Raw genomic sequence first — 21,695 nt, forward strand, 5'->3', positions numbered from 1 at the left:
TCCGGATGGAGCCTGTATGCTGCGTTGCAGCTCTCTTGCCGCGTCATCGATCTTCATGTGTTGTACCCCGATACCAGAGATACGCCAAACGCTTGAAGGATGGGCAATAACGGTAAAGCAATCGTTATTTTGCCGCCGGGCGCCGAGCCATCATTCATACCCCCGACAACAATTCCCGCGCCGATTCGATCCCCGTTGCCGTCGATCGCGGTTATCAGCGATCCAGAATCCCCACTATCGGAAAACAGCTGCCCATTCCCGACAATAGCAAACACGGGGTCAAACCGCACAATTCCACTAAAGCCGTATATCGCAGCGCTGTACTGTATAGGATGCGGGCCATGCATTTGGCCCAGCACTCTGCCGTGCGTATGACCTGTTGTGCGCCCAACCTTCTCGACGTTCATATTGGCTGTCAGCGCGCCAGCCTGCGCAGGCGTATCATAGACCGATCCCTGAAAGGATGAAACACGCGCGTGGCTGGATAATTCGAAAATCGCGCCATCGAGGTTTTCGGACGGGGCCAGCTCTCACATTGTCCGCCGAGCCCGGCGCCATCTTCAGCGCAACAGAGTGAAAACCGATTGTAAATGGAGAAAGATTGCCAGGCACGACATCGACGATACCCGGCGCCAAAATAGGCAATCCAACCGGCGCAAAACTACAACTTCCAGATACGTGATTGTTGGTCAGACCGTACTGTTTGGCAGATGAATCGCGAACAATCGCGCCTAACGTTCCTGCCTCTCGGTTGTTTCCGACAGAGATCGAACTGCCGCACGTATAGAACTTCTGACCACCGACGTTGCGAACAGCGTACGTTGGTCCTGAAAATGGCAACGAATCTGGGCCGACAGGGTTCTGCACTCCTTGTCGATACACGATCGAAACATTTTCGATCTTCTGCGGTAAGGAAGCTTTGTGACGTTTGGTCGTCGGAGCTGCACGCTTTGTAAAGACAACGATCTCAGAGGCGGCCTCGTTGAAGCCTACGCTCAAAATCTGCTTTGTTCGAAGCACCTGCTTGCCGAGATCCGTAACGGGCGAAATGAGTGCCTTCTCGGCGTTGGTTATTTGGACGGAGGTGACCGGTCCTTCGGGCAACATTCCCTCGATTGACGCCCAATCATGAAATATCCGCGCTGCTTCCTGTGCTTGCATTGCTTTTGCCCCTCCCGTTTTTATACATACAACAGTCGGGGCGCGAGGGAATAGTGATTTAGCCCGATCTATTCACGAGAGCACGGTCGTTCTTGACGTCTGACGGGGGCTGGCGGCTGGCGTGGGTGACCGTCCGGCCTTTTCTCACCGGGTTCTACATCAAGCTGTTTTGTAGGCGATGGAGGAGTGGGGCGGGTGAGCGGGCGCAGGCCCGGTCGGTTACGGACCGAGCGGGAGCAGCGCGCCGGGCAAGCAGCGGATCAGGTCGGCTTCGGGACATGCCGCGGCAAACGCAAGGCGAATGCGGCTCGAGGTCTCGACCACACGGGCGGCGAGCTTCAAGAGCCGAAGACGCAGCGTCGCGAACTCGGCAGCGGCCAATTCCCGGACTTTGGGAATGGCCTCGCGCACGGTCAGCATCAGCCAATAAGCGGCCGTATGGAGCAGGAGACGGACCTGGTTGGCGAGCGCCGAACGGCAGCTGGTGCGGTCGGAGGCGAGCTGCGTCTTATGCAGCTTGATCAGATTCTCGGCTTGGCCGCGCGCGCAATACAGGCTGTCGTAGATCCACTCGGCCGAGCCGACATCGAGGCTGGTGACGACGAAACGGATGTCGAGGCCGAGCATCGTCGCCTCAATACGGGCGACGGTGCGCCGTTCGCGATCCCAGGACTTTGCCTTGTGGCGCGTCTCGGTATAGCCACGCAGAACCGGCAGGTTCTCGATGGCGCGTCGGGTGCGGATGTCGTCGGCGACCTCGTCGACTTTTCTGGCGAGAGGCTTGGTGCCGGACAGACCGAAGATGTAGTCGATGCCGTTGGTCTCGCACCACGCCATGGCCTCCGGCCGGGCATAGTGCCCGTCGCCACGGAACGTAATTCGCGTGTTGTGCCACCGCGTCCGGATATGCCGTACCAGGCGGCGCAGAAGGGCACGCACCTCGACGCCGCCCGGCGTCTTGCCGGGCCTCAGCACGACCGCCACGGGACGGCTCTTCTCCGTGTCGTAGACGTGGATCGGCAGGAAGCAGCGTTCGTCATAATGAGCGTTGAACAGCGAGAGCTGCTGATGGCCGTGGACGACATCGCAGGTATCATCGATGTCGAGCGTGACGGATGCCGGCTCGCGCGGGTAGCTATCCATCCATGCGTCGACCAAAATGTAGGTCAGTCGGATCACGTCGCGCAGGCGCGGAGCATTCTCCAGCCGCGACAGCGTCGGTTGGGAACACAGATCGCGGCCCGTGTCCGGCAGCCGTCCGCAGGCCAGCTTGAATGCGGGATCGGACCGCAGATGATCGAGGTCGTCGGCGTCCTCGTAGCCGCAGCAGATCGCGAACATGCGCGCGCGGAACATATCGACAAGGCTGTGCACGACCCGCGTCGGATCGCGCCGATCCGGGAACACCCGGGCCAGATTGTCGGCCAAGCCGAGACGCCGCTCGGCCATCGCCAGAAGCATCACGCCCCCGTTCGAGGTTAGGCGCCCACCATCGAAGGCAGCTGTGACTTTCTTGGCGTGAATGGCTGGAAACGAGAAGGGCGGAATCGTATCGTCGGTCATGGCGGGGCGTGGCGTTCGCGGTTGGAGGTGATGGGGTTGGCTTCACAACCGAATCCTACGCCGTATCAGCGCTTTACACCACGCTCGCCAGCCTCTCGGGCGCCTCTTACGAATAAGACAGGTTAGCTCCCCGGAGCACAGGAATGCCGACGATTTTGCGGACGCGTTCCGTAGAATGGGATTGCAGGACTCGGGTGCCAGCTCATCCTCGCAGCCGAGTTATTACCTCAACTCAAGACCTCCCGTTATTGAGATCAAGCGGGCCGAATTCCGGGAACGGGTGAGGAGCTTTCATGGTGAAGAAATCGATCGTATCGCCAAAAATCCGCAGGAATACTCAGAATTTGTATCCGAAAGAGCTAGTCGCACCGCGGATACCGCCAGAAGTTTCGCGATCCGAAGGGATTCCGATGCCGCGCGATATTACAGCTATCAACTAGGAAATACGAGCGTCGGCCTCCAAAGAACGGAAGCCGGATTTCCTATGGCGACTGGTTTCACCAGCCAGCGGTGGCGAGAACTGTTTCCCGGACGGACTGATGTCACGTCAATCGTGGATTTTCAGATTGCAGATGTGGACGGCCCCCCACTTGTCAGGATTGTAGCAGACTTTGGCCAGATCGCTTGCTATCAGATGTCCGGCCTGTTTGCGCGGACAAAGCCCGCTGGCCGAGATGGTGTTCGCTACGCGCGCTCCAAGCACATGGGCGACATTCTTGTTGCCAGTGTAATCTTCGGAAGCTCGCGCGTATCGACCGATCGGTCCTTCCATCTACTGCGTCCTGCAAGTTCGTGGGCAATCCGCCGAGCAACCTGCTCGCGGGCCGATTTCAGATCAAGTCGGCATGACGGCTACCGGCTGCTTGTACACGCCGCCCGATATCATCAAGCGCCAAGCGATGCGGGCAAACTTGTTGGCCAAGGCCACCGCGACCAACTTTGGCGGCTTTCGCTCGAGCAGCGAAGCGAGCCATGGTGTGGGCTTATGACGGCCCTTTCGAATATGCCTCAGCAGTGCGGTCGCACCGACGATCAACGTCGATCGCAGTATAGAATCTCCAGCCTTTGTAATGCCGCCAAGCCTTTGCCGGCCGCCAGTTGAATGATCCTTAGGTGTCAGCCCGAGCCACGCCGCAAAGTCGCGACCCGATCTGAAGGTCTCGGGCGGCGGCGCTTTCATGCTTAGCATGGACGACCCAATCGGACCGACGCCGGGAATCGTCGCGATCCGCCTGCTGACATCATCGTCGCGGTGCCACCTCATCAGCTTGGCTTCGATCTTTGCCAGGCGGGCTTCGACCGCGGCATATTCCTCTGCTTGGAGTCGGAAGAGATCCTTTGCCATTTCCGGCAAGCTGTCATCCTCGAGTACCCGTTTGATAAGTTGCGCGACATTCTGCCGACCGGCGGGGCCGACGATGCCAAATTCAGCCGCATAGCTCCTGAAAGCATTGGAAAGCTGCGACTTCACGCTGACCAGGCGTTCCCGCACAGTCATTAACATGCAGGCCGCCTGCCGTTCCCTCGATTTGATCGGTACAAACCGCATACTCGGCCGGGTGACCGCCTCGCACAGCGCTTCGGCATCGGCCGCGTCGTTCTTGCCGCGCTTCACGTAAGCCTTCACGTACTGAGGGGGGATCAGCTTCACCTCGTGACCGAACGACTGCAGCAGGCGCGCCCAATGATGCGAGCTGCCGCAGGACTCGATGGCGACGAGAACCGGTGGAAGCCGCTCGAAGTAGCGGATCATCTCGGCTCGCCGGAACTGGCGGCGGACCACCACCACCTCATTCTCATCAACACCATGAAGCTGGAAAACCGACTTGGAAGTGTCCATACCGATGCGAACAGGAAGATTCATCAGACTTTCCTCTCATCTAGTTGTGACGCTGACAGCGCCATAGAACCGTGGGGATGAGAGGCCGTCCACACCAGCACATCCGCTCGTCGGTAACGCCGGCGATATTCTGCTCGAGCACCAACTAGGGCGAGACGGCGAACGGCCGCTAGTGAACTGGCGTCCAGCCAATGACGAAGCGAGAGCCCGTGCAGAACAACTGGGCTTCGTTCATGTGGATCCCGATGATATGGTACTTGATCCCACCCAGTCCAAACAGTGGAGATATAGGGATGGTGAATGGCAGCGCGCAACCAATTCTTCGATGTATCTCTCCAAAGCGTCGAGCGATGATGAACCTTCATCAGAGCCCGACTCGGATGGAGACTTCATGTGACGTGAGATCTCTACCAATCCATTTGAGGTGGAGCAGAGCGCAGACCAACCGACACCTGCGGCTTACGATCGAGCCTTGGACGGAACGAAGCCCAAGCCAATTCGGCTCAAGCCGTGAGGTGCACTGTACTGGCGGCGGTTTACGAGAGCTGGTGCCTATAATAGCACAAAAGAAAACCCCGGCTTCCAGCCGGAGTTTTCGACTCCCGCCCGGGCGGGAGGAGCGGATTGCCTATGGCAGGCGCCAGCGTCATTGTGTCCTCGCCATCAGAATGGCTCGGGATCTTTCCGGGTTGCCTGGGTGAGGAGGGTTTCGTTGGCCGTTTTCTTCGTAGGCGGTAATCTCGAGAAGTGTCGGGCCAACTCATCGAGCAACGAGACCATCCACCCGGGCTCGCCGGCATTGGATGCGAAGATCAAAAAATGGAGCAGATGTCAGGACAACTACCTTGCCTTCGTTCAACTCGCGTCAGTCAGGCTATGGCTGCGCCTTAATGAATCCGCGCCCTAACACTACTTTGGGTGCGCCGGGAGACCGGCAAGGAATAGATGGTGGAAGTCCATTGCGATGAAGGTGTAGCGAACCACATCGGCCCCGAGCCGTGCGCAGGCGTCCGCGAGGGTGTCGGCGAAGCGTCGGTAGGGGAGCATGCAGGCCAGCCATTGAGCCGCGAAACAGTGTTATCTCGGGAGCCGACGCTGTCCAAAGAGCGGAAGGCAATATGGGCGAGTGCGCAAACGCGAGCACCCGTCCAACCCGGCGTGGTCGTAGACCCTGGCATGTATGGAAGCTCCTTGTACGGGAACCGGGATATCTCCGGGTCGGCCATCTTCCTTCTCGGAGGAGATGGTCCGCAGCGGGAAGGCGAGGAGCTGTAGCCGCTGATGCACGACACGGAGAAGTCTGACTCTGGCATAGTAGCTGAGAAGCCAACGAACAAAGCCGGATTACTGGCGGCGGAGTGGGCGGAGCCAAGGCCGGGGACCAAGGGAAACGCGGAACAGCAGCGCATGCACCGGACACAGGGCCGGGCTCGCATGACCCAGTCGCTGGACCGCGTACGGACAGCCGCAAGGCTGAGGAAGAAGGACCGGTTCACCGCGCTCTTTCACCACATCAATGTCGATACACTGCGGGCGGCGTTCTTTGCGCTCAGGCGTAAGGCTGCTCCCGGAGTGGATGGCATGACGTGGGAGGACTACGAGGAAGATCTCGAGCCCCGGCTCGCCGATCTGCACAAACGGGTCCAACGAGGAGCGTATCGCCCGCAACCGTCTCGCCGGACGTACATACCAAAGGCAGACGGCAAGCAGCGCCCGTTAGCGATCGCGGCTCTCGAAGACAAAATCGTCCAGGGCGCCACCGTCATCGTGCTCAACGCCATCTACGAAGGAGACTTCTGTGGCTTTTCCTACGGGTTTCGGCCCGGCAGAGGACCACATGATGCGTTGGACGCGCTCTGCACAGCGATCGAGACGCGGAACGTGAACTGGATCATTGACGCCGACATCCAAAACTTCTTTGGCGCAGTCAGTCAACCTTGGCTGGTTCGCTTCTTGGAACATAGGATCGGCGACAAGCGCATCATCCGCCTCATTCAGAAATGGCTGAAGGCGGGTGTTCTCGAAGACGGCGTCGTAGCCGCTGATGACAGGGGAACGGGTCAAGGTTCGGTGATTTCACCGCTTCTGGGCAACATCTACCTGCACTACGCTCTCGACCTGTGGGCCAAACGCTGGCGACAGCGCGAGGTCTCCGGCGGCATGATCATCGTGCGTTACGCGGACGATGTAGTAGTCGGCTTTGAGCGCGAGGATGACGCACGTCGTTTCCTTGACGCGATGCGCGCGAGACTGGAGGAGTTCGAGCTGACGCTCCACCCGGCCAAGACCCGCCTGATTGAGTTTGGTCGCCATGCGGCGGCTCAACGCAAGCAGCGCGGACTCGGAAAGCCGGAAACCTTTGCGTTCATGGGGTTCACGTTTATCTGCGGCAAATCACGCCAAGGGCGCTTCCAGCTTCAACGGAAGACCCGTAGCGACCGCTTGCGAACCAAACTCCGCGAAATCAAGGAGGAGCTAAGGCGCCGAATGCACTGGCCGATCCCTGCACAAGGGAAATGGCTGAGGCAGGTCTTGACCGGCCACTTTGCGTACTTTGCTGTCCCGACGAATGGCCGAGCGCTCAATGCGTTTCGGTTCTATCTGACCGATCTCTGGAGGCGGACGCTTCGGCGGCGCAGTCAGCGGACCTGTCTGACCTGGGATCGCATAACGCAGATCACCGATGACTGGCTCCCCAAGGCTCGCATCCTTCATCCATGGCCGAAGCTGCGCTTCGCCGTCAAACACCCGAGGTAGGAGCCCGGTGCCTTAATTGGGCTCGCCGGGATCTGCGCGGGGGGCGCCCAGTGATGGGTGTCCCTACCGCGAACAGATTGTTAGAATTGGGCTTTTTATTAGGATTCTCATCCTGGCTTGGTTGTGATTCAAGCTTGGGATGGACCGATTCGTTTTGACTGACGCCCAATGGGCGAAGATGGAGCCGCTGTGTCTTGGCAAGCCGGGCGATCCCGGCCGGAGCGGCAATAACAACCGGCTGTTTGTCGAAGCCGTGCTGTGGATTGCCCGCACGGGCAGTCCGTGGCGCGATCTTCCGCGCGCCTTCGGCAACTGGATAACTGCGTACACGCGCTTTCGCGACTGGGCGAAGGCGGGCGTCTGGAAGCGCATGTTTGATGCGGTTTCAGACGAGCCGGACATGGAATATGTCATGGTCGATGCCACCATCGTCAAAGTCCACCGCCACGGACAGGGCGCAAAAGGGGGACGCAAAACCAGGCCATCGGCCGCTCGAAAGGTGGAATGACCACCAAAATCCTGGCACTGACCGACGCGCTCGGCAATCTCGTGCGCTTCGTGCTGCTGCTTGGGCAGCGCTTTGACACGGTCGGTGTCCCGCCGCTGATCGAAGGGCTGGCCTTCGATGCGCGGATTGCAGACAAGGCGTTCGACAGTAACGCAATCATCGCCGACCTCGACGCACGCGGCGCCAAGGTTGTCATCTCCCAGCACCCGCGGCGCGCAAATCCTCTCGCCATCGACAAGGAAATGTACGAATGGCGGCACCTGATCGAAAACCTCTTCTGCAAGCTCAAGGAATTCAAGCGGATCGCTATGCGAGCCGACAAAACTGACCTCAGCTTCGAAGCAATGATCAATCTCACCGCCGCCGTGACAAATTCAAGATGAATCCAAACAGACCCTAGAGCGTGTTGTTGAATCTGACGGGTACGGTCCAGGGCAGGCCACAGTCGGTTACATGGTGTCGACACATGAGCCCGAACGCACTTGCGTCACAGAGCTGGCCCCGGTTGTTTGGACAGCGCCCCGCTGGATTTAAGTGGATTCCTGCCGGGTTATGCTGAACGCGGGGCTTTACGGTTTTGTCGTTGCGTCGGGAGGGCGTAGCCCGACCAGAGCGACGACAAAACCGTCGGCGACGGTCATGCGGCCATCACCATAGCTTGCGTGCCGAAGTAAGCCTCGTCGGGCGTGCGCCCGTCAAGGCTCGAGTGAGGGCGTCCCTGATTGTAGAAGGCCAGATACTTGGCAATTGACGCTCGCGCCTCGGACACGCTGTCGTAGGCGCGGAGATAAACTTCTTCGTATTTGACCGTGCGCCAGAGCCGCTCGACAAACACGTTGTCGCGCCAGGCGCCCTTGCCGTCCATGCTGATGGCGATCTTCGCGTCCAGCAGCACATCGGTGAACTCGAGGCTGGTGAACTGGCTGCCCTGATCCGTGTTGAAAATCTCGGGCCTGCCGTGCTTCGCCAACGCCTCCTGGACCGCTTCGACGCAGAAGGCCGCCTCCATTGTGATCGAGACGCGATGGGCCAGGACCCGTCGGCTGAACACATCGACGACCGCCGCGAGATAGACGAAGCCACGCCGCATCGGAATGTAGGTGATGTCCATTGCCCACGCATGGTCGGGCCGCTCGATCTTCAATCCGCGCAACAGGTACGGGTAGATCTTGTGACCCGGAGCCGGCTTGCTCGTGTTCGGGCGACGATAGACCGCCTCGATCCGCATGCGCTTCATCAGCGTCGCGATGTGGCGGCGACCGGCGTATACGCCCTCCCGCCGCAGCAACGATCGCAGCATACGCGCTCCCGCGAAGGGATAATCGAGATGCAGCTCATCGAGCCGACGCATCAAGGCAAGGTCCTCGGCCGAAACTGGCCGAGGTTCATAGTAGACCGTGCTGCGAGCCAGCTTCAGGACCTTCGCCTGGCGCACGATAGAAAGATCATGACCGCGGTCGATCATCGCTTTGCGCTCAGCAGGCCCGCCTTGGTGAGCGCGCCGGACAAAAAATCGTTTTCCAACGCCAGCTCGCCGATCTTGGCATGTAACGCCTTCAAATCGACCGGCGTCTCGGCCGATGTCTTGTCATGCCCAAACACGCCGGCGGCGCCTTCCAGGAGCTGGTTTTTCCAGATCGTGATCTGGTTCGGATGAACATCAAACAGTTGCGCCAGCTCCGCCAGTGTCTTGTCGCCTTTGACCGCAGCCAAAGCAACCTTCGCCTTGAATGCCGGAGAATGCGTCCGGCGGCTCTTCTTCGTCATCTTCGCTCCTGATTCGCAGCAAGAATCCTCGCCGCTGTCAGGCAGAAAATCCACTCAAGCTACTGTCCGAATTTGCGGGGCCAGCTCTCTATCGTAGCAAAGACCCACAGTGGGAAACCATTCTCGACGTGGACGCCTTGGCGGTCGCCGAGAACAGGAATTGGATCTTTCAAGGTAGCAGCTGCCTTCCGCCTGAAGAGCGCCTCTGCCTGATTAGTCTTTCCGATGGCGGCAAGGATGCCGCGTCCATACGAGAATTCGACTGCGACGCCAAGACCTTCGTTGCGGATGGCTTTTATCTCCCAGAGGGCAAGCAGCTCGTCAGCTGGGTCGATCGTGACACACTCCTTGTTGCACGTGACTGGGGCGAGGGGACTTTGACGCAAGCCGGCTACCCCTTTGTGGTGAAGGAGCTCAAACGCGCTCAGCCGCTCAGTGAGGCTCGCGAGATCTTTCGTGGCGAGCCCACCGACGTTTCGATGTCCCCCTTCGTGCTTCGTGACAGCGAGGGCAACATTCATGAGACCGGCGCGATCCGCGCAATCAGCTCTTTCGAGTCCGAGTATGTGGTCTTCCGCCCCAATGGGCCCGTCAAGCTCAATCTGCCGAAGAAGGCCGCGATGATCGGTCTAGTGGGTGGTCACCTGCTTGTAAGGCTTGATGAAGATTGGAGGCCGCCAGGCGATATCAGCTTCGCCGCCGGATCGCTGATTTCGTATGATCTGGCCGAATGGAAACAGGATCCGATGCGTGCCAAAGCCTCGCTCGTCTTCCAACCTGGGCCCCGCCAGGCCCTGAGCGGGTTAGGCGCCACAAAGAATTTGTTGATCCTGACGATCCTTGAGAACGTTCAGAGCAGAGCGTTCGCTTATAAGTACGATCACGGAGCTTGGTCCGCGACGCCCATCCCGCTGCCGGAACATGCAAATGTCAGCCTGTTAGCCACCTCCGATGAAACGGACCGAGCCATGTTCGCGGTCTCGAGCTATCTCAGACCAACCTCAGTCTGGTATTTTGATGTCGAAAGCAAAAGCCTTGAGGAGTTGAAGACGACACCGGCTGCCTTCGATGCGTCCAATCATATCGTGGAGCAGCTCGAAGCCACTTCGCGTGATGGCACGTCAATTCCCTATTTTCTGGTGCGGCCGAAGAACGCAAGATTTGACGGGACGATCCCGACACTTCTTTATGGCTATGGCGGTTTCCAGGCTTCGCTTCTGCCCTCTTATCTGGGACCGGTGGGACGGCTCTGGCTCGAACAGGGCAATGCCTATGTCGTGGCGAACCTGCGTGGGGGCGGCGAGTTTGGCCCACAATGGCATCAAGCGGCCCAGACGGCAACGAAGCAGACGACATGGGATGATTTCATTGCCGTTGCCGAGGACCTGATCCGCCGGAAGATCACAAGTCCGAGCCGGCTCGGAATCATTGGCGGCAGCCAGGGCGGCCTGCTCGTTGGCGCCGCAATCACCCAACGTCCCGAACTCTTCAACGCGGCCATCATCAAGGTGCCACTGTTTGACATGCTTCGATACACCAAACTGGGCGCAGGCGCCTCCTGGATCGGCGAGTACGGTGACCCTGCCATTGCCGAGCAGCGTGCGTGGATCGAAGGCTACTCGCCCTACCAGAAGCTGATGGCGGGCAAGACTTATCCCGCTCCCCTAATTCTTACCTCCACCAAAGACGACCGCGTGCATCCAGCGCACGGCCGCAAAGCTGCCGCGAAGCTCGCCGCGCTGGGCCAGCCTTACTTCTATTACGAGAACATCGACGGGGGGCACAGCGCCGCCGCCAACCTCAGGGAATATGCGCGTCAACTGGCCCTTGAATACACCTATGCATCGAGGCGGCTTTGTTCTGAGTAAAATTCGGTCAGCGGGCTGAGACCATTGGTTATCTCAACGTATTCACGGTGCTCAGCTGAATTCATCGAACCCAAGGCGAGAGAGCTGATGAGCTGCCGGCAGACGCGATGAAGGTCGTCAGATGCGCAAGTTACCGGTTTGAACAGCCTCCACCGCTGGCGAGCGGGTTTCCTGGCGTCCAACCACAACATGACGAGCGGGCGGTAAGTTGCCAGATGCGCTTCCTTGAGGATTGTCTCGCAGACCCCTGTTCGTCCGACATGGCCGGCGTGCGGCTAATATCTAAACGCGAACAGCTAAAGCGCAGCTCTGGGACTGTCTTCGTGCTTGAGAAAGCATGTCACGTAGCTCAATGCAGGCATGGCGCGGATTGATTATCCTGATCCCAGGCTGCGCGAAGGAGTTCACGGCCGCCCTGTCGTTCAACGACGATCAATCCCATTCGCTTTAGCTCGGCTCCGGATGAGCGCGGCGTGTTCGAGGCTCTGCAACTCTTCTGTAAGCCGCTAGCGCGCGACGAGTGAAGCGAAGGTCAAAACGTCATCCGGATCCTGAAGCCTTGAATCGAAGTGTGGTCGACGTCACGGCGCTTTCTGTCGTTTGCACAATGCGGCCGCAGATAGACCATGCGATAAAAAAACGAGCATGTGACCAGCGCAGCGACGCTGGCGTCTTGCCGACCATCTTGATGGCCTGCAGACTCTTCGCTAGATCACAACGGTTCACTATGGAGATGCCGCCGTGGCAATGGGTATTGTGAAGTGGTTCAACTCGACCAAAGGTTATGGGTTCATCAGGCCTGAGGACGGAGGTCCCGATGTCTTCGTGCACATCGGTGCCGTCGAAAGGGCCGGTTACACCACTCTCGAAGAGGGGGCTCGGGTAAGTTATCAGCTCAAGGCCGGGCGTTCGGGCAAGATGTCAGCTGAGGATCTTCGGGTTGGCTGATCCGACTCGCCTCCGGAAACTGCTCTCTGCAAAGCGTGTTCTCGCACCTGTCCGGCGATGCCTTGTCGGGGCGCGCCGTGCGTTTGGCTTTTCGACGGTCTCTTCCAGTCATGAGCTGTCTCGCAAACCGCATGACAGCGTTGATCTCCCGAGGCCGTCCACCGATCACTGCCGTCAGAGTTACTAGAGTTGCGAGCGGATCGCAGTGTGGGCGTGGCAAGATATTCCTGCGCCCCGAACCGTACGCTCGTGACCAACGCGCCGGGGAAGTGCACGCCAGCCGGGCTGGTGCTCCCCTGTCCAGGCGTGATGCATGTAGCTCATGAAGGTGCTCGCACAACCGGGTTCGTCCGTTATGGACCATACTGGCCGGCTGCGCTGAGGCAACAGCACGCCCGCAGCAGCTTCTCCGGCGGGATCGACGGCCGCCCAATCGGCGAATAGAGCGCGGCAAACTCGCGCTCCAGCGTCGACAGCGCCTCGTTCACGATCGTCCGGATCGCTCGCAGCGGATGGTCACGCCGCACCCGAGCCTCGAGATCGACGTAGCTGAACAGCTCGCCCGTTCGATTGTCGCCGCCGCGCACGCATCATTTCCGAATCTCGTCGGAGCCAATGAATCACGGTCGCTGGTCGGCGGCGAGCACGTTTTTCAACTGCCTGCTAGAGGCGTACCTCGCACAAAGACTTTCGAGGATGAACGTTACGCTCGTGAATTGTATTGGGATTGGTCAAACCATCCACTTCGATAGACAGATTGGAGTAAGCGCCAAAGTCACCGCTGCGCGGCCAGTTGCTCCACCAGCTTGTTGCGTGGCCCTGCCGAGCCCGCCCTTGGACGCCTCCGGCTCGGCCTCTCGTGGCTGGAAATGGGGCTCCTCATCCTCGGATGAACCCGCGCGCCACCGTACGCCACCCTCGTAGCCGAGCGACACGGACGCGCCGCCCGCCGCCATATGTGCCGGGTCGAGACCCGTTGTCCCTTCAAGGCGTCCATCTCCGCCTCCAATTGGTTCAAGCGAGCCAGCATCGCCTTGAAGGCGCCAGGGCGGCCCCTTAGTTGTTTCGTACGAGGCGGAACGCGTGCGGCTTCGATCCAAATGCATAGCACGCTGCGGAAATGCCGTTTGAGGCTTCGTTCTTGATTGTGGGACTGCAATAACTCGATCGTTGAGCGATATCATCTCGGACATGCTGCAGTCGCGGTTTCTGCAGGTGCTGCGTCACGCATGAAGGCAACAGCCAGCCCGATGCCGATGAGACCAATCAGGATCGATGCCGCAGCCAGAGACGGGACGCCGCTAGTCTCGACAAGGATGCCGCCGAGAAAAGCGCCAATGGCGATCCCCGCGAAGGTGGTCGAGCTGTTCATCGCCAGTACCAGCTTCGACCTATTTCCGGCCAGACCGAGAAGACGGTGCTGGATCGGGACGAGATACATGTAGCTCACGTTACCCCAAAAGAAGGGTAAGCGGAGCTTTTCTCCCATTTGATTGACTGGTTTCGCTTCGGCTTTCGCTCTGCGATCCTTGGCTTGTCAGAGAGCCGAGAGGAGACTGAAGGCGATGGAACAATCGGGGGAGGAAGCCGAAGCTGATGGCTTTGTGGGGAAGCTTACGCGCCGGACGCGTTCTGGAGGCCGGTTATGGTCTGCGGAGATCAAGGGGCGCGCTGTTTTCGAGAGCATGAAGCCCGACGCCCGGGTATGTGATGTCGCACGGCGTTATGGTGTGAAGGCCCAGCAGTTGACGACGTGGCGCAGATTGGCGCGTGCTGGCCGGCTCGCATTGGTCACGGACGACGCGGCGGATTTCGTGTCGATCGAGCTGAGCGATCCAGTGGCGTCAGGCAAGAGCGAGGGGCCCGTCGAGATTACGATTGGCAAGGTTTCGGTCCGCCTGGATGCGGACGTGTCGGCGGTGCGGATCGCGGAGATCGTGACTGCGATCGAGCGCGGCGCATGATCATTCCGGCGCAGGGACTGCGGATTGTGCTTGCTGTGCGTCCTGTTGACTTCCGGTGCGGGCACGACGCGCTGGCCGGTCTTGTGCAAAACACGCTTGGGCTCGATCCGCATTCGGGCCTGATCGTGGTTTTTCGTTCGAAGCGCGCCGACCGGCTGAAGATTTTGCTATGGGACGGCACGGGCCTCGTTTTGGTCTACAAGCGCCTTGGCCGCGATGGTCGTTTCGAGTGGCCGCAGATCAGCGACGGCGTCATGCATCTGACGCGCGTGCAGTTCGAAGGAACTGGAAGCGAGTGGGCGAACGGATTGTCGCGACGACGCCAGCTGCGGCGAACTGACTCAGACCCGACAACCTGTTTCGCGCGGGGCTTTGGGATGATAGCTTGCGGATGTGCCGCCGTCCCCCTTTGATCCCGCCCGTCTTGCAGCGCTGCCCGCCGATTTGCGCGCGCTCTTCCGCGCGCAGGAAGCGATGATTGAAGCCGAGCGTCGTCGCGCAGACGATGAATGCTCGGCGCGCCTTCATGTCGAGAGTGAACTGGCTGCGTCCAAAGAGAGCGTCGAACGCCTCGAACTGCTCGTGAAGGAGTACGAGCGCGCACGTTTCGGTAAACGCTCGGAAAAGTTCAATCCCGATCAGATGCAACTGGTTCTCGAGGACATCGAGATTGCCATCGCCGAAGTCCAGGAACGCCAGGACGATCGTGCGCGCCGCGCCGGCACGGCGCCGTCCAGCCGCCGGACCAGGCGCGCTGCCCGTGCCTTTCCCGCGCACCTGCCGCGCATCGAGCAGGTGATCGAACCCGAGAACCTCGAGTGTCCCTGCGGCTGCGGCCGGATGGTCCAGATCGGCGAGGATCGCTCCCGCCGTCTCGATGTCATGGCCGCCCAGTATCGTGTGATCGAGACGGTGCGACCGCGCTACGCCTGCGCAAAGGGCTGCACCGGTGTTGCTCAGGCGCCGGCGCCCGCCCATCTCGTGGAGGGTGGCATCCCCACCGAGGCGCTGCTGGCGCAGGTGGCGGTCGCCAAGTTCAGCGAGCACATGCCACTCTATCGTCAGTCGCAGGTTCTGGCTCGGCATGGCATCTTCATCGATCGCGCCGTTCTGGCAGACTGGATGGGAACGGTCGCCTTCCACCTCGCGCCGCTGGTCGAGCGCATGAGCGTCGTGATGAAGCAATCGGGCCGCTTGTTCATAGACGAGACCAGGGCGCCTGTGCTCGATCCGGGCCGGGGCCGAACGAAGACCGGCTATCTGTGGGCTGTCCTGCGCGACGATCGCGGCCACGGCGGCGCTGATCCACCAATCGTGGTCTACCACTACGCGCCAGGACGCGGTGGTGACCATGCTGAGCGCATCCTCGAGGGCTTCGACGGCATCCTTCAGGTCGACGGATACCAGGGCTATCATCGGCTCGCACGGCCCAAGCGCAAAGGCGGCGTGCCGCTGCGGCTGGCCGCATGTTGGTCCCACTCAAGGCGCAAGATCATCGCAGCGACTCCGAAAGCCGGCTCACCCATCGCCGAAGCCGTTCTCGCGCGCATCGCCGCACTCTATGCGATCGAGAAGGAGATCCGTGGCGCCGACGCCCCGGCTCGGCAAACGACCCGTAACGAGCGATCACGGCCGCTCGTCGCTGAACTCGAGAGGTTTCTGCGCGAGCAAGCCGCTCGCCTGTCGCCGGGCAGCGAGATGGGCAAGGCGATCGCCTATCTCCTGAACCATTGGGATGGCCTCACCTTGTTTCTCGACGATGGTTGCGTTGAGATGGACACCAATCCCGTCGAAAATCAAATCAGGCCGCTGACTCTGACGCGTAAAAATAGTTTATTTGCTGGTCACGACGAAGGTGGTCGTTCATGGGCGCGCATAGCTTCGCTCATCGCCACCTGCAAAATCAACAGCGTGGAGCCCTACGTCTGGATGAAAGCGACGCTCAAAGCGATCGCAACCGGTCACCCGCAGTCCCGGATCGACGAGCTCCTGCCCTGGTCGTTCGGCCGCACCTCGTAATTCTCCGTCGTTGCCGCCTCCATACCCCCCGCCAACGATTTGCAAACACGTTGATCAACAGACTGCAATCCCCACGCCAAACCTTTGCGAATGGGACGCGAACGTCGCTTACGGATCTACTGCCGATCACGCCAATCCATCGCGCGGCCTCGTCGGCGCGCCCCAAACCGGGTCTAGCTTGCTAATGTCACTCCATCCCAACGGCAGAGGGCTGGCTGTATTGGAGGGCTGACATGGGTCTCTTCAGCCGGAAGATGGCCGGTTAGGCGATGCGCGATCTCATGCGGCCGCAGCGTCTCTTCCGCGCCGTCGATGCCGATCCGCCAGCAGCGGCCAAGAGCCAGATTGATCCATCATTCCGATGGAGGTGCACGGTACGCTTCACATCAATGTCGTACTGCCAGTGTCGGCGTGCCGCATCGATAAGCGGCAAGGTTGAGTGCCAGGATATTGCGCCGTGCAGTGCTGCACCGTGCGCCCAGGCGCACAGCCCGCGAGAGTCGAGCCCCGTCGCTCGGTGATTTGGAAAGTTCGTCGGTTGAACCGCGAGCCGTTGCGCAGAAATTCAGGTAGATCCCGCTCGGCACGTCAATGATCGGGCAGGGGCGTAGAGGCTCAAAAAACATCGCCGTGTTTGGATGACGAACGAATGGTCCAGGATATGAGGTTTCGTTTTGAAGGAGGGAGAGCCCAGTAGTGTCTTTGTTCACATTGAAACAAGGTCGCCACGTCCTCAGCAGCAGACCACATCATGACGCCGGTCCGGTAATCCATTCGCGTGGCCTGTTGCCCGCGCCTGATCCCTTTACTTCATGGAAAGCCGGGCTGTATTGCAGTTCCGAGCAGGGCGAGGCCAGCACTCTGAAGCGTTCCCTCGTTTAAAGCTGCGTGCTGGGCAACCACGAAGCTGTCGCACATGGCGCGTGCTAGATTGCTGCTGGTATAGAGCGCCTCAGTTCCAGCAAGACCGCTCGAGATCCTGCAGACCTCAGCGCCCTGCCGCGCGGCGTTCGTCGCGGCGAGCCGCACTTGCATCGTGGTGCTCAGATTTACCTCGCCCGTGAGCGCTTGCTTCCACAGCTCTTCCGTGGCCTCGTAAAAGAAGGAACGAGCGGAACGTAGCATGGATTCGGCTTTGGCGATTTCAAGTTGGACATAGCCGCGCTGAGCCATCACGGGCGCTCCAGTGATCGAGGCGCGGCTTTCGGCCATGGCGATCACCTCGTCTATTGCGGCTCGCGCAATCCCGATGCCGACGATCGCATGCGCTTGCGCAGCGAAAGCGACGGACGGATAACGATAGATCGGCCCATCAAGTGTCGCCGGACCGCCGCGGATCAAGGTCCATTGCTCTGGCACAATGACGTCGCTGACGACAACGTCGTGGCTTCCGGTGCCTCGCAGTCCGATGACGTCCCAATTGGGCCGGATTGTCACCTTCTCTGCCGGAAACACCGCTACACGCGGGAGGTCTCCGGCCGGATCGTCTTCCAGTGTTATACCAACTCCTATCAAATCCGCCCCGGGCGAGCCGCTAGCGAATGGCCACACGCCGTTCACGACAAATCCGTCGGCGCATCGCCTGGCGGGCTGGAGCGGGAAGAGCGCACCCGCCAATACGACGTCAGGTCCATTGGCGTACACTTTTCGAAGCGTGTCGTCCGGAAGAGCAGCGAGGTAGCGAGCTCCATCCCCGAAGCTGGCGACCCAACCGGCGGATCCGTCGGCCTCGGAGATGCGCTCGATCTGGCGGCAAAATTCGGCTGGTGTTCGCTCCTCGCCGCCGAATCGCTTCGCGACCATAGCCCGATAGATGCCGATGCGCCTGAAGCCGTCGATGATCTCTTTTGGAATTTCCTGCGCGGGGCCAAACTCGTTGCGACGCGCACGGATCTCGACAAGTAGCGGCGACAGATTATCCCAGGTCGCAGCCGCGGTGTGGGATTCGGGACATTGCTTTTCGGGTGAAGCGTTCATAAATCGTCCTCCGCGTCTTGTGCCGATCATGGTCGCGCGTCATTCATGGACTGCGCACGGGGCGAAACTGGGTGATACCATACCGGCGGGAGGACATTCTCAGAGTTGTCGCAGTTGATATCGCTTGCATGTGATTGCGCACGGTAGCTTCCCAATTTAAGGGCCGGGAAGCCAGACTGAGATGGAGCTGTTGCCGTTGCATGGAGGCTGGCCGGCAAAACAGCCGGTAGGCGGCGGCGCGATATCGGCCGTCGTTGCCGGGCTGGGTCTCCGGCGGTTGATCGGGGCATGCGATGTCATGTCCTCTCCATGGACGTGTGCTCACACGTCGGACAAGCCGGGTCGAACCAAGTGTGGAGTTCCTGAGTTATGCTCGGGAGAGCGCTCAAGCCTGCGACTTAGTTTTCATCGTTCCAGCAATCGGCGTGCCATTAAGCATGTCTGCCGGCCTTGTCCGAATCTCGCGAGATCATTCCGCCGCGCGGTGCCAGCACATGCTCGTGAACTTCGCGTATACTTTCCGCCAATGTCATTGACTCAACAAACCGCAAGCAAAACGACAGAAGCGGACCTCGATCGCCGACCGGCCAGATTCAACGTTAATGCCAAAATTAGGACCCGCTCCGATCTCCCGATGCCACCAACAGCCCAATAGCCGTTCGTGCGACTGCGGGCGAGCGCCTGGTTAGAAGCGGACCTCCAGACAGCTGGTGTTCAGCAAACGCACGGAGCTCAAGACGCTGAATTACGCGATCAAATCTGTTCGAGGTGACTGCAAGAGTACCCGGCTCATGCAAGCAAAGACAAGGCGCTTCGAAGAGGCCCCGGGGAGCTTAGGAGGCTCGTTGCAGCACACGAGCTGTCTACCTTCTGTCCTACAGGACGCAAGAAATTCGGGCAGAATTCTGACCTGTCGACCCCTTTTGCAGCCGCCTCCATCTTCGGCGGTTTTCCAATGCTTCCGATTTTGGCCGAGCTTGCCAAATTCGCGCAGCATGCCCGCACTACGAGCGTTGCGACTGATGAGGGATCCACGTTCTGAAGCTAGTCTTCTGTTTCCTACTGAGCGACGCCGTGGTTGAAGAGCTTGCTTGCCAAATCGATCGGTTGCCAGATGATTTCTGGCTGGCAGACGGTGCGCAACACTTGAATCATTGTTCTGGTATTCGCCTGGGCTGACAAATCTGGCACAACTTACTGTGTCCGCAGCAACTAACAACCTGATGGGCTTCGCGTACACACTATGCAATCTGCAAGCTGCCAGTTTCGTCGTATCGACCTCGTTATGGAGGACGGATAGTAAATTGTGCAAGTGGGCGGGTCGTGCGATTGTGCGCAATATCAGGCAGTGCATGCGAGATCGTGGTGAAAACAACCATGCTTTCAACGGCATCATCATTGCGGGCCGGGTCCCTTGGCGGCGAACGAGACTATCTAACGAATGATGGATGCGGCTGGCCTACTGGCGCGGGTGGCATGTTCGTTTACAGACCGGGCGGCCAGTCCTGCTGGTTGTTCTATGTGATCTGCAGCCCTGGCTGAGCTTGGTGATAAAGCAACACCATTCATGGCGTGCTCGATCGGAGCCAGAAGATCTCAGGATCGTCGCCGGCTCTGGAGTTCACAGCCAGGCAATGCGCTTTATCGCGATCTGCTGCCGGAACCACGCTATTGAGCTATGGCGGAATCTGGGTGATGACGGTGTGAGGAAGGCGGCGTATCGAGGCGGGTGACGAGCCTGCCAGAACCTCTCGAGGAGAGCGATACGCCATGACCGAGACTACCAATGTTCTTGCTTTCCGTCAGCCGTCCGCGGTTGATGATCCACTGACCGATATCGTTCGAGCCGGCGCGCGGGACCTGCTTGCCAGGGCGATCGAGATCGAGGTTGGCGCGTTTCTGGCCAGCACGGCCAATCTGACGCTGCCCGACGGTCGAGCGCGCCTGGTCCGACATGGGCACGGTCCGGTGCGCGAGATTGCGACCGGCATCGGTCCGGTGGAGGTCGCTCGTCCCAAGGTCCGCGACCGCGGAGCGAGCGGGCCAGGCGACCGCCTCCGCTTCAGTTCGGCAATCCTGCCGCTATGGGCGCGGCGGACGAAGAGCCTGGATGCCTTGATCCCGGTCCTCTATTTGCGCGGCATCTCGACCGGCGACTTCCAGGAGGCGCTCTCGGCGCTGCTCGGCAAGGATGCGCCGAACCTGTCGCCTTCGGTGATCGCCGGCCTGAAGGCCGATTGGCAGGTCGAGTACGAACGCTGGCAGAGACGCGATCTGTCGGCGCGTCGCTATGTCTACATCTGGGCCGATGGCGTGTACCTGCAGGCCCGCATGGAAGATCACAGCGAATGCATGCTGGTGCTGATTGGCACCACGCCGGAAGGCAAGAAGGAGCTGATCGGCTTCCAGGTCGGCGTGCGCGAGAGCGCGCAGAGCTGGCGCGAACTCCTGATCGACCTGCGGCAACGCGGGTTACGGATTGCCCCGCAACTCGCCATCGGCGACGGCGCCCTCGGCTTCTGGAAGGCACTGGACGAGGCCTTTCCCGGCACGCGGCACCAACGATGCTGGTGCCATAAAGTGAGCAACGTACTCGACAAGGTCGCCAAATCCGTGCAGGGCCCCATGAAGAACGACCTGCGGAACATCTATCTGGCCCCACACCGGGCCGAAGCTGAAACCGCGATCGACGTCTTCGTCGAGAAATACCACGTCAAATACGGACGTGCGGTGGAGTGCCTGATCAAGGATCGCCATGCGCTGCTCGCCTTCTTCGACTTCCCTGCTGAGCACTGGATCCACCTACGCAGCTCGAACCCGATCGAGAGCGTCTTCGCCACGGTGCGCCACCGAACGGTGCGGACCAAGGGATCGCTGTCGCAACAAACTGCGAAGCTGATGGTGTTCAAGCTCATCGACGCCGCATCGAAGACCTGGCGGCGATTGAAGAGCACGAACCAGTTGCCGAAAGTCATCGCCGGTGTAAAGTTCATCGACGGAATCGAAGTCATTCCGAACACTGAAAGCCACGCCGCCTGATCAGGCCGCGTCACCCAAAATCAGCCATAGCTCCACGCTATTGGGTTTGCAACTCAATATGGAGGCATGAACGCTGTCGGACGCGTTAGGTGCGTTTTTTGATGCTCGCCGCGTGTTGCTAGCATGAGTACGTAGAACATGAGCAGAATCAAGACGCCACGCATACCGAAGCACTTCCCGAGTTGATCATTTATTGTGGAGCGGATGGTATCCGGGGCATTTGTCGCAGACGATGGACCAAACAGCGGAGCGGAAGGGCCGTATCGCACGGCAGATGATTTGCC

General features: G+C 59.9%; 16 protein-coding genes and 2 pseudogenes. 8 read left to right on the forward strand and 10 right to left on the reverse strand.

Going from position 1 to position 21,695, the window contains the following annotated elements; all coding sequences use genetic code 11:
* Positions 1 to 53: 53 nt before the first annotated feature.
* The 6 genes from ACFLEY_RS06005 to ACFLEY_RS06030 all read right to left on the reverse strand — a co-directional run bounded on the left by ACFLEY_RS06005 (position 54) and on the right by ACFLEY_RS06030 (position 5,611).
* The gene (locus tag ACFLEY_RS06005) at positions 54 to 407 is read right to left on the reverse strand and encodes a hypothetical protein (protein ID WP_129557389.1); all 354 of its coding nucleotides are present in this window, start codon (positions 405 to 407) and stop codon (positions 54 to 56) included.
* A 34-nt stretch (positions 408 to 441) separates the two neighbouring features.
* Positions 442 to 1,161, reverse strand: coding sequence for a hypothetical protein (locus ACFLEY_RS06010; protein ID WP_129557388.1), 720 nt, complete (start codon positions 1,159 to 1,161; stop codon positions 442 to 444).
* A gap of 219 nt (positions 1,162 to 1,380) precedes the next feature.
* Positions 1,381 to 2,724, reverse strand: a complete 1,344-nt coding sequence (locus tag ACFLEY_RS06015; protein ID WP_396604555.1) for an IS1380-like element ISBdi2 family transposase — start codon at positions 2,722 to 2,724, stop codon at positions 1,381 to 1,383.
* Between the two features lie 547 nt (positions 2,725 to 3,271).
* The gene (locus ACFLEY_RS06020; protein ID WP_396604556.1) at positions 3,272 to 3,496 is read right to left on the reverse strand and encodes a hypothetical protein; all 225 of its coding nucleotides are present in this window, start codon (positions 3,494 to 3,496) and stop codon (positions 3,272 to 3,274) included.
* Positions 3,497 to 3,559: 63 nt separating this feature from the next.
* A complete protein-coding gene (locus tag ACFLEY_RS06025; RefSeq protein WP_060908347.1) occupies positions 3,560 to 4,588 on the reverse strand; it encodes an IS110 family transposase in 1,029 nt (342 codons plus the stop codon).
* An 885-nt stretch (positions 4,589 to 5,473) separates the two neighbouring features.
* Positions 5,474 to 5,611: a hypothetical protein gene (locus ACFLEY_RS06030; protein WP_171901125.1), complete on the reverse strand. Its 138-nt coding sequence runs from the start codon at positions 5,609 to 5,611 to the stop codon at positions 5,474 to 5,476.
* 234 nt (positions 5,612 to 5,845) lie between these two features.
* On the opposite strand from ACFLEY_RS06030, the gene ltrA reads away from it, so the two are divergent.
* Positions 5,846 to 7,321 (forward strand): group II intron reverse transcriptase/maturase, encoded by a 1,476-nt coding sequence (gene ltrA, locus ACFLEY_RS06035; protein WP_060909086.1) that lies wholly within the window; start codon positions 5,846 to 5,848, stop codon positions 7,319 to 7,321.
* Between the two features lie 178 nt (positions 7,322 to 7,499).
* Positions 7,500 to 8,212 (forward strand): annotated as a pseudogene (locus tag ACFLEY_RS06040) (IS5 family transposase).
* A gap of 254 nt (positions 8,213 to 8,466) precedes the next feature.
* On the opposite strand, the gene ACFLEY_RS06045 reads toward ACFLEY_RS06040, so the two are convergent.
* Positions 8,467 to 9,596, reverse strand: a protein-coding gene (locus ACFLEY_RS06045; protein ID WP_129557324.1) for an IS3-like element ISRj2 family transposase whose coding sequence is annotated in 2 segments (ribosomal slippage) — positions 8,467 to 9,344 and positions 9,344 to 9,596 — 1,131 coding nt in all. Because the reading frame shifts where the segments join, the coding sequence is not laid out codon by codon here.
* A 137-nt stretch (positions 9,597 to 9,733) separates the two neighbouring features.
* On the opposite strand from ACFLEY_RS06045, the gene ACFLEY_RS06050 reads away from it, so the two are divergent.
* Positions 9,734 to 11,464 carry a prolyl oligopeptidase family protein gene (locus ACFLEY_RS06050; protein WP_396604557.1) on the forward strand — a complete coding sequence of 577 codons (1,731 nt, stop codon included), beginning with the start codon at positions 9,734 to 9,736 and terminating at the stop codon, positions 11,462 to 11,464.
* A gap of 741 nt (positions 11,465 to 12,205) precedes the next feature.
* Positions 12,206 to 12,412: a cold-shock protein gene (locus ACFLEY_RS06055; RefSeq protein WP_018645234.1), complete on the forward strand. Its 207-nt coding sequence runs from the start codon at positions 12,206 to 12,208 to the stop codon at positions 12,410 to 12,412.
* Positions 12,413 to 12,804: 392 nt separating this feature from the next.
* On the opposite strand, the pseudogene ACFLEY_RS06060 reads toward ACFLEY_RS06055, so the two are convergent.
* Both ACFLEY_RS06060 and ACFLEY_RS06065 read right to left on the reverse strand, forming a co-directional pair.
* Positions 12,805 to 12,999: pseudogene (locus ACFLEY_RS06060) on the reverse strand (IS5/IS1182 family transposase); the annotation flags it as partial.
* Positions 13,000 to 13,592: 593 nt separating this feature from the next.
* Positions 13,593 to 13,853 (reverse strand): hypothetical protein, encoded by a 261-nt coding sequence (locus ACFLEY_RS06065; protein ID WP_249163599.1) that lies wholly within the window; start codon positions 13,851 to 13,853, stop codon positions 13,593 to 13,595.
* A 124-nt stretch (positions 13,854 to 13,977) separates the two neighbouring features.
* On the opposite strand from ACFLEY_RS06065, the gene ACFLEY_RS06070 reads away from it, so the two are divergent.
* The 3 genes from ACFLEY_RS06070 (at position 13,978) to tnpC (ending at position 16,395) form a co-directional block, all read left to right on the forward strand.
* The gene (locus tag ACFLEY_RS06070; RefSeq protein WP_026192391.1) at positions 13,978 to 14,376 is read left to right on the forward strand and encodes a transposase; all 399 of its coding nucleotides are present in this window, start codon (positions 13,978 to 13,980) and stop codon (positions 14,374 to 14,376) included.
* Positions 14,373 to 14,789, forward strand: coding sequence for an IS66 family insertion sequence element accessory protein TnpB (tnpB, locus tag ACFLEY_RS06075; RefSeq protein ID WP_396604558.1), 417 nt, complete (start codon positions 14,373 to 14,375; stop codon positions 14,787 to 14,789). The genes ACFLEY_RS06070 and tnpB overlap by 4 nt, the downstream gene beginning before the upstream one ends.
* A 61-nt stretch (positions 14,790 to 14,850) precedes the next feature.
* Positions 14,851 to 16,395 (forward strand): IS66 family transposase, encoded by a 1,545-nt coding sequence (tnpC, locus tag ACFLEY_RS06080; RefSeq protein ID WP_224517700.1) that lies wholly within the window; start codon positions 14,851 to 14,853, stop codon positions 16,393 to 16,395.
* A gap of 810 nt (positions 16,396 to 17,205) precedes the next feature.
* On the opposite strand, the gene ACFLEY_RS06085 is transcribed toward tnpC, so the two are convergent.
* Complete coding sequence (locus ACFLEY_RS06085; protein WP_211434479.1) at positions 17,206 to 18,372, reverse strand: flavin-dependent monooxygenase; 1,167 nt, start codon at positions 18,370 to 18,372, stop codon at positions 17,206 to 17,208.
* Positions 18,373 to 20,142: 1,770 nt separating this feature from the next.
* Between ACFLEY_RS06085 and ACFLEY_RS06090 the strand changes: the two genes are divergently transcribed.
* Positions 20,143 to 21,411, forward strand: coding sequence for an IS256 family transposase (locus ACFLEY_RS06090; protein WP_038952271.1), 1,269 nt, complete (start codon positions 20,143 to 20,145; stop codon positions 21,409 to 21,411).
* Positions 21,412 to 21,695 lie beyond the last annotated feature (284 nt).

The sequence above is a fragment of the Bradyrhizobium sp. YCK136 genome, assembly GCF_044570075.1.
GTDB classification, from domain to species: domain Bacteria; phylum Pseudomonadota; class Alphaproteobacteria; order Rhizobiales; family Xanthobacteraceae; genus Bradyrhizobium; species Bradyrhizobium diazoefficiens.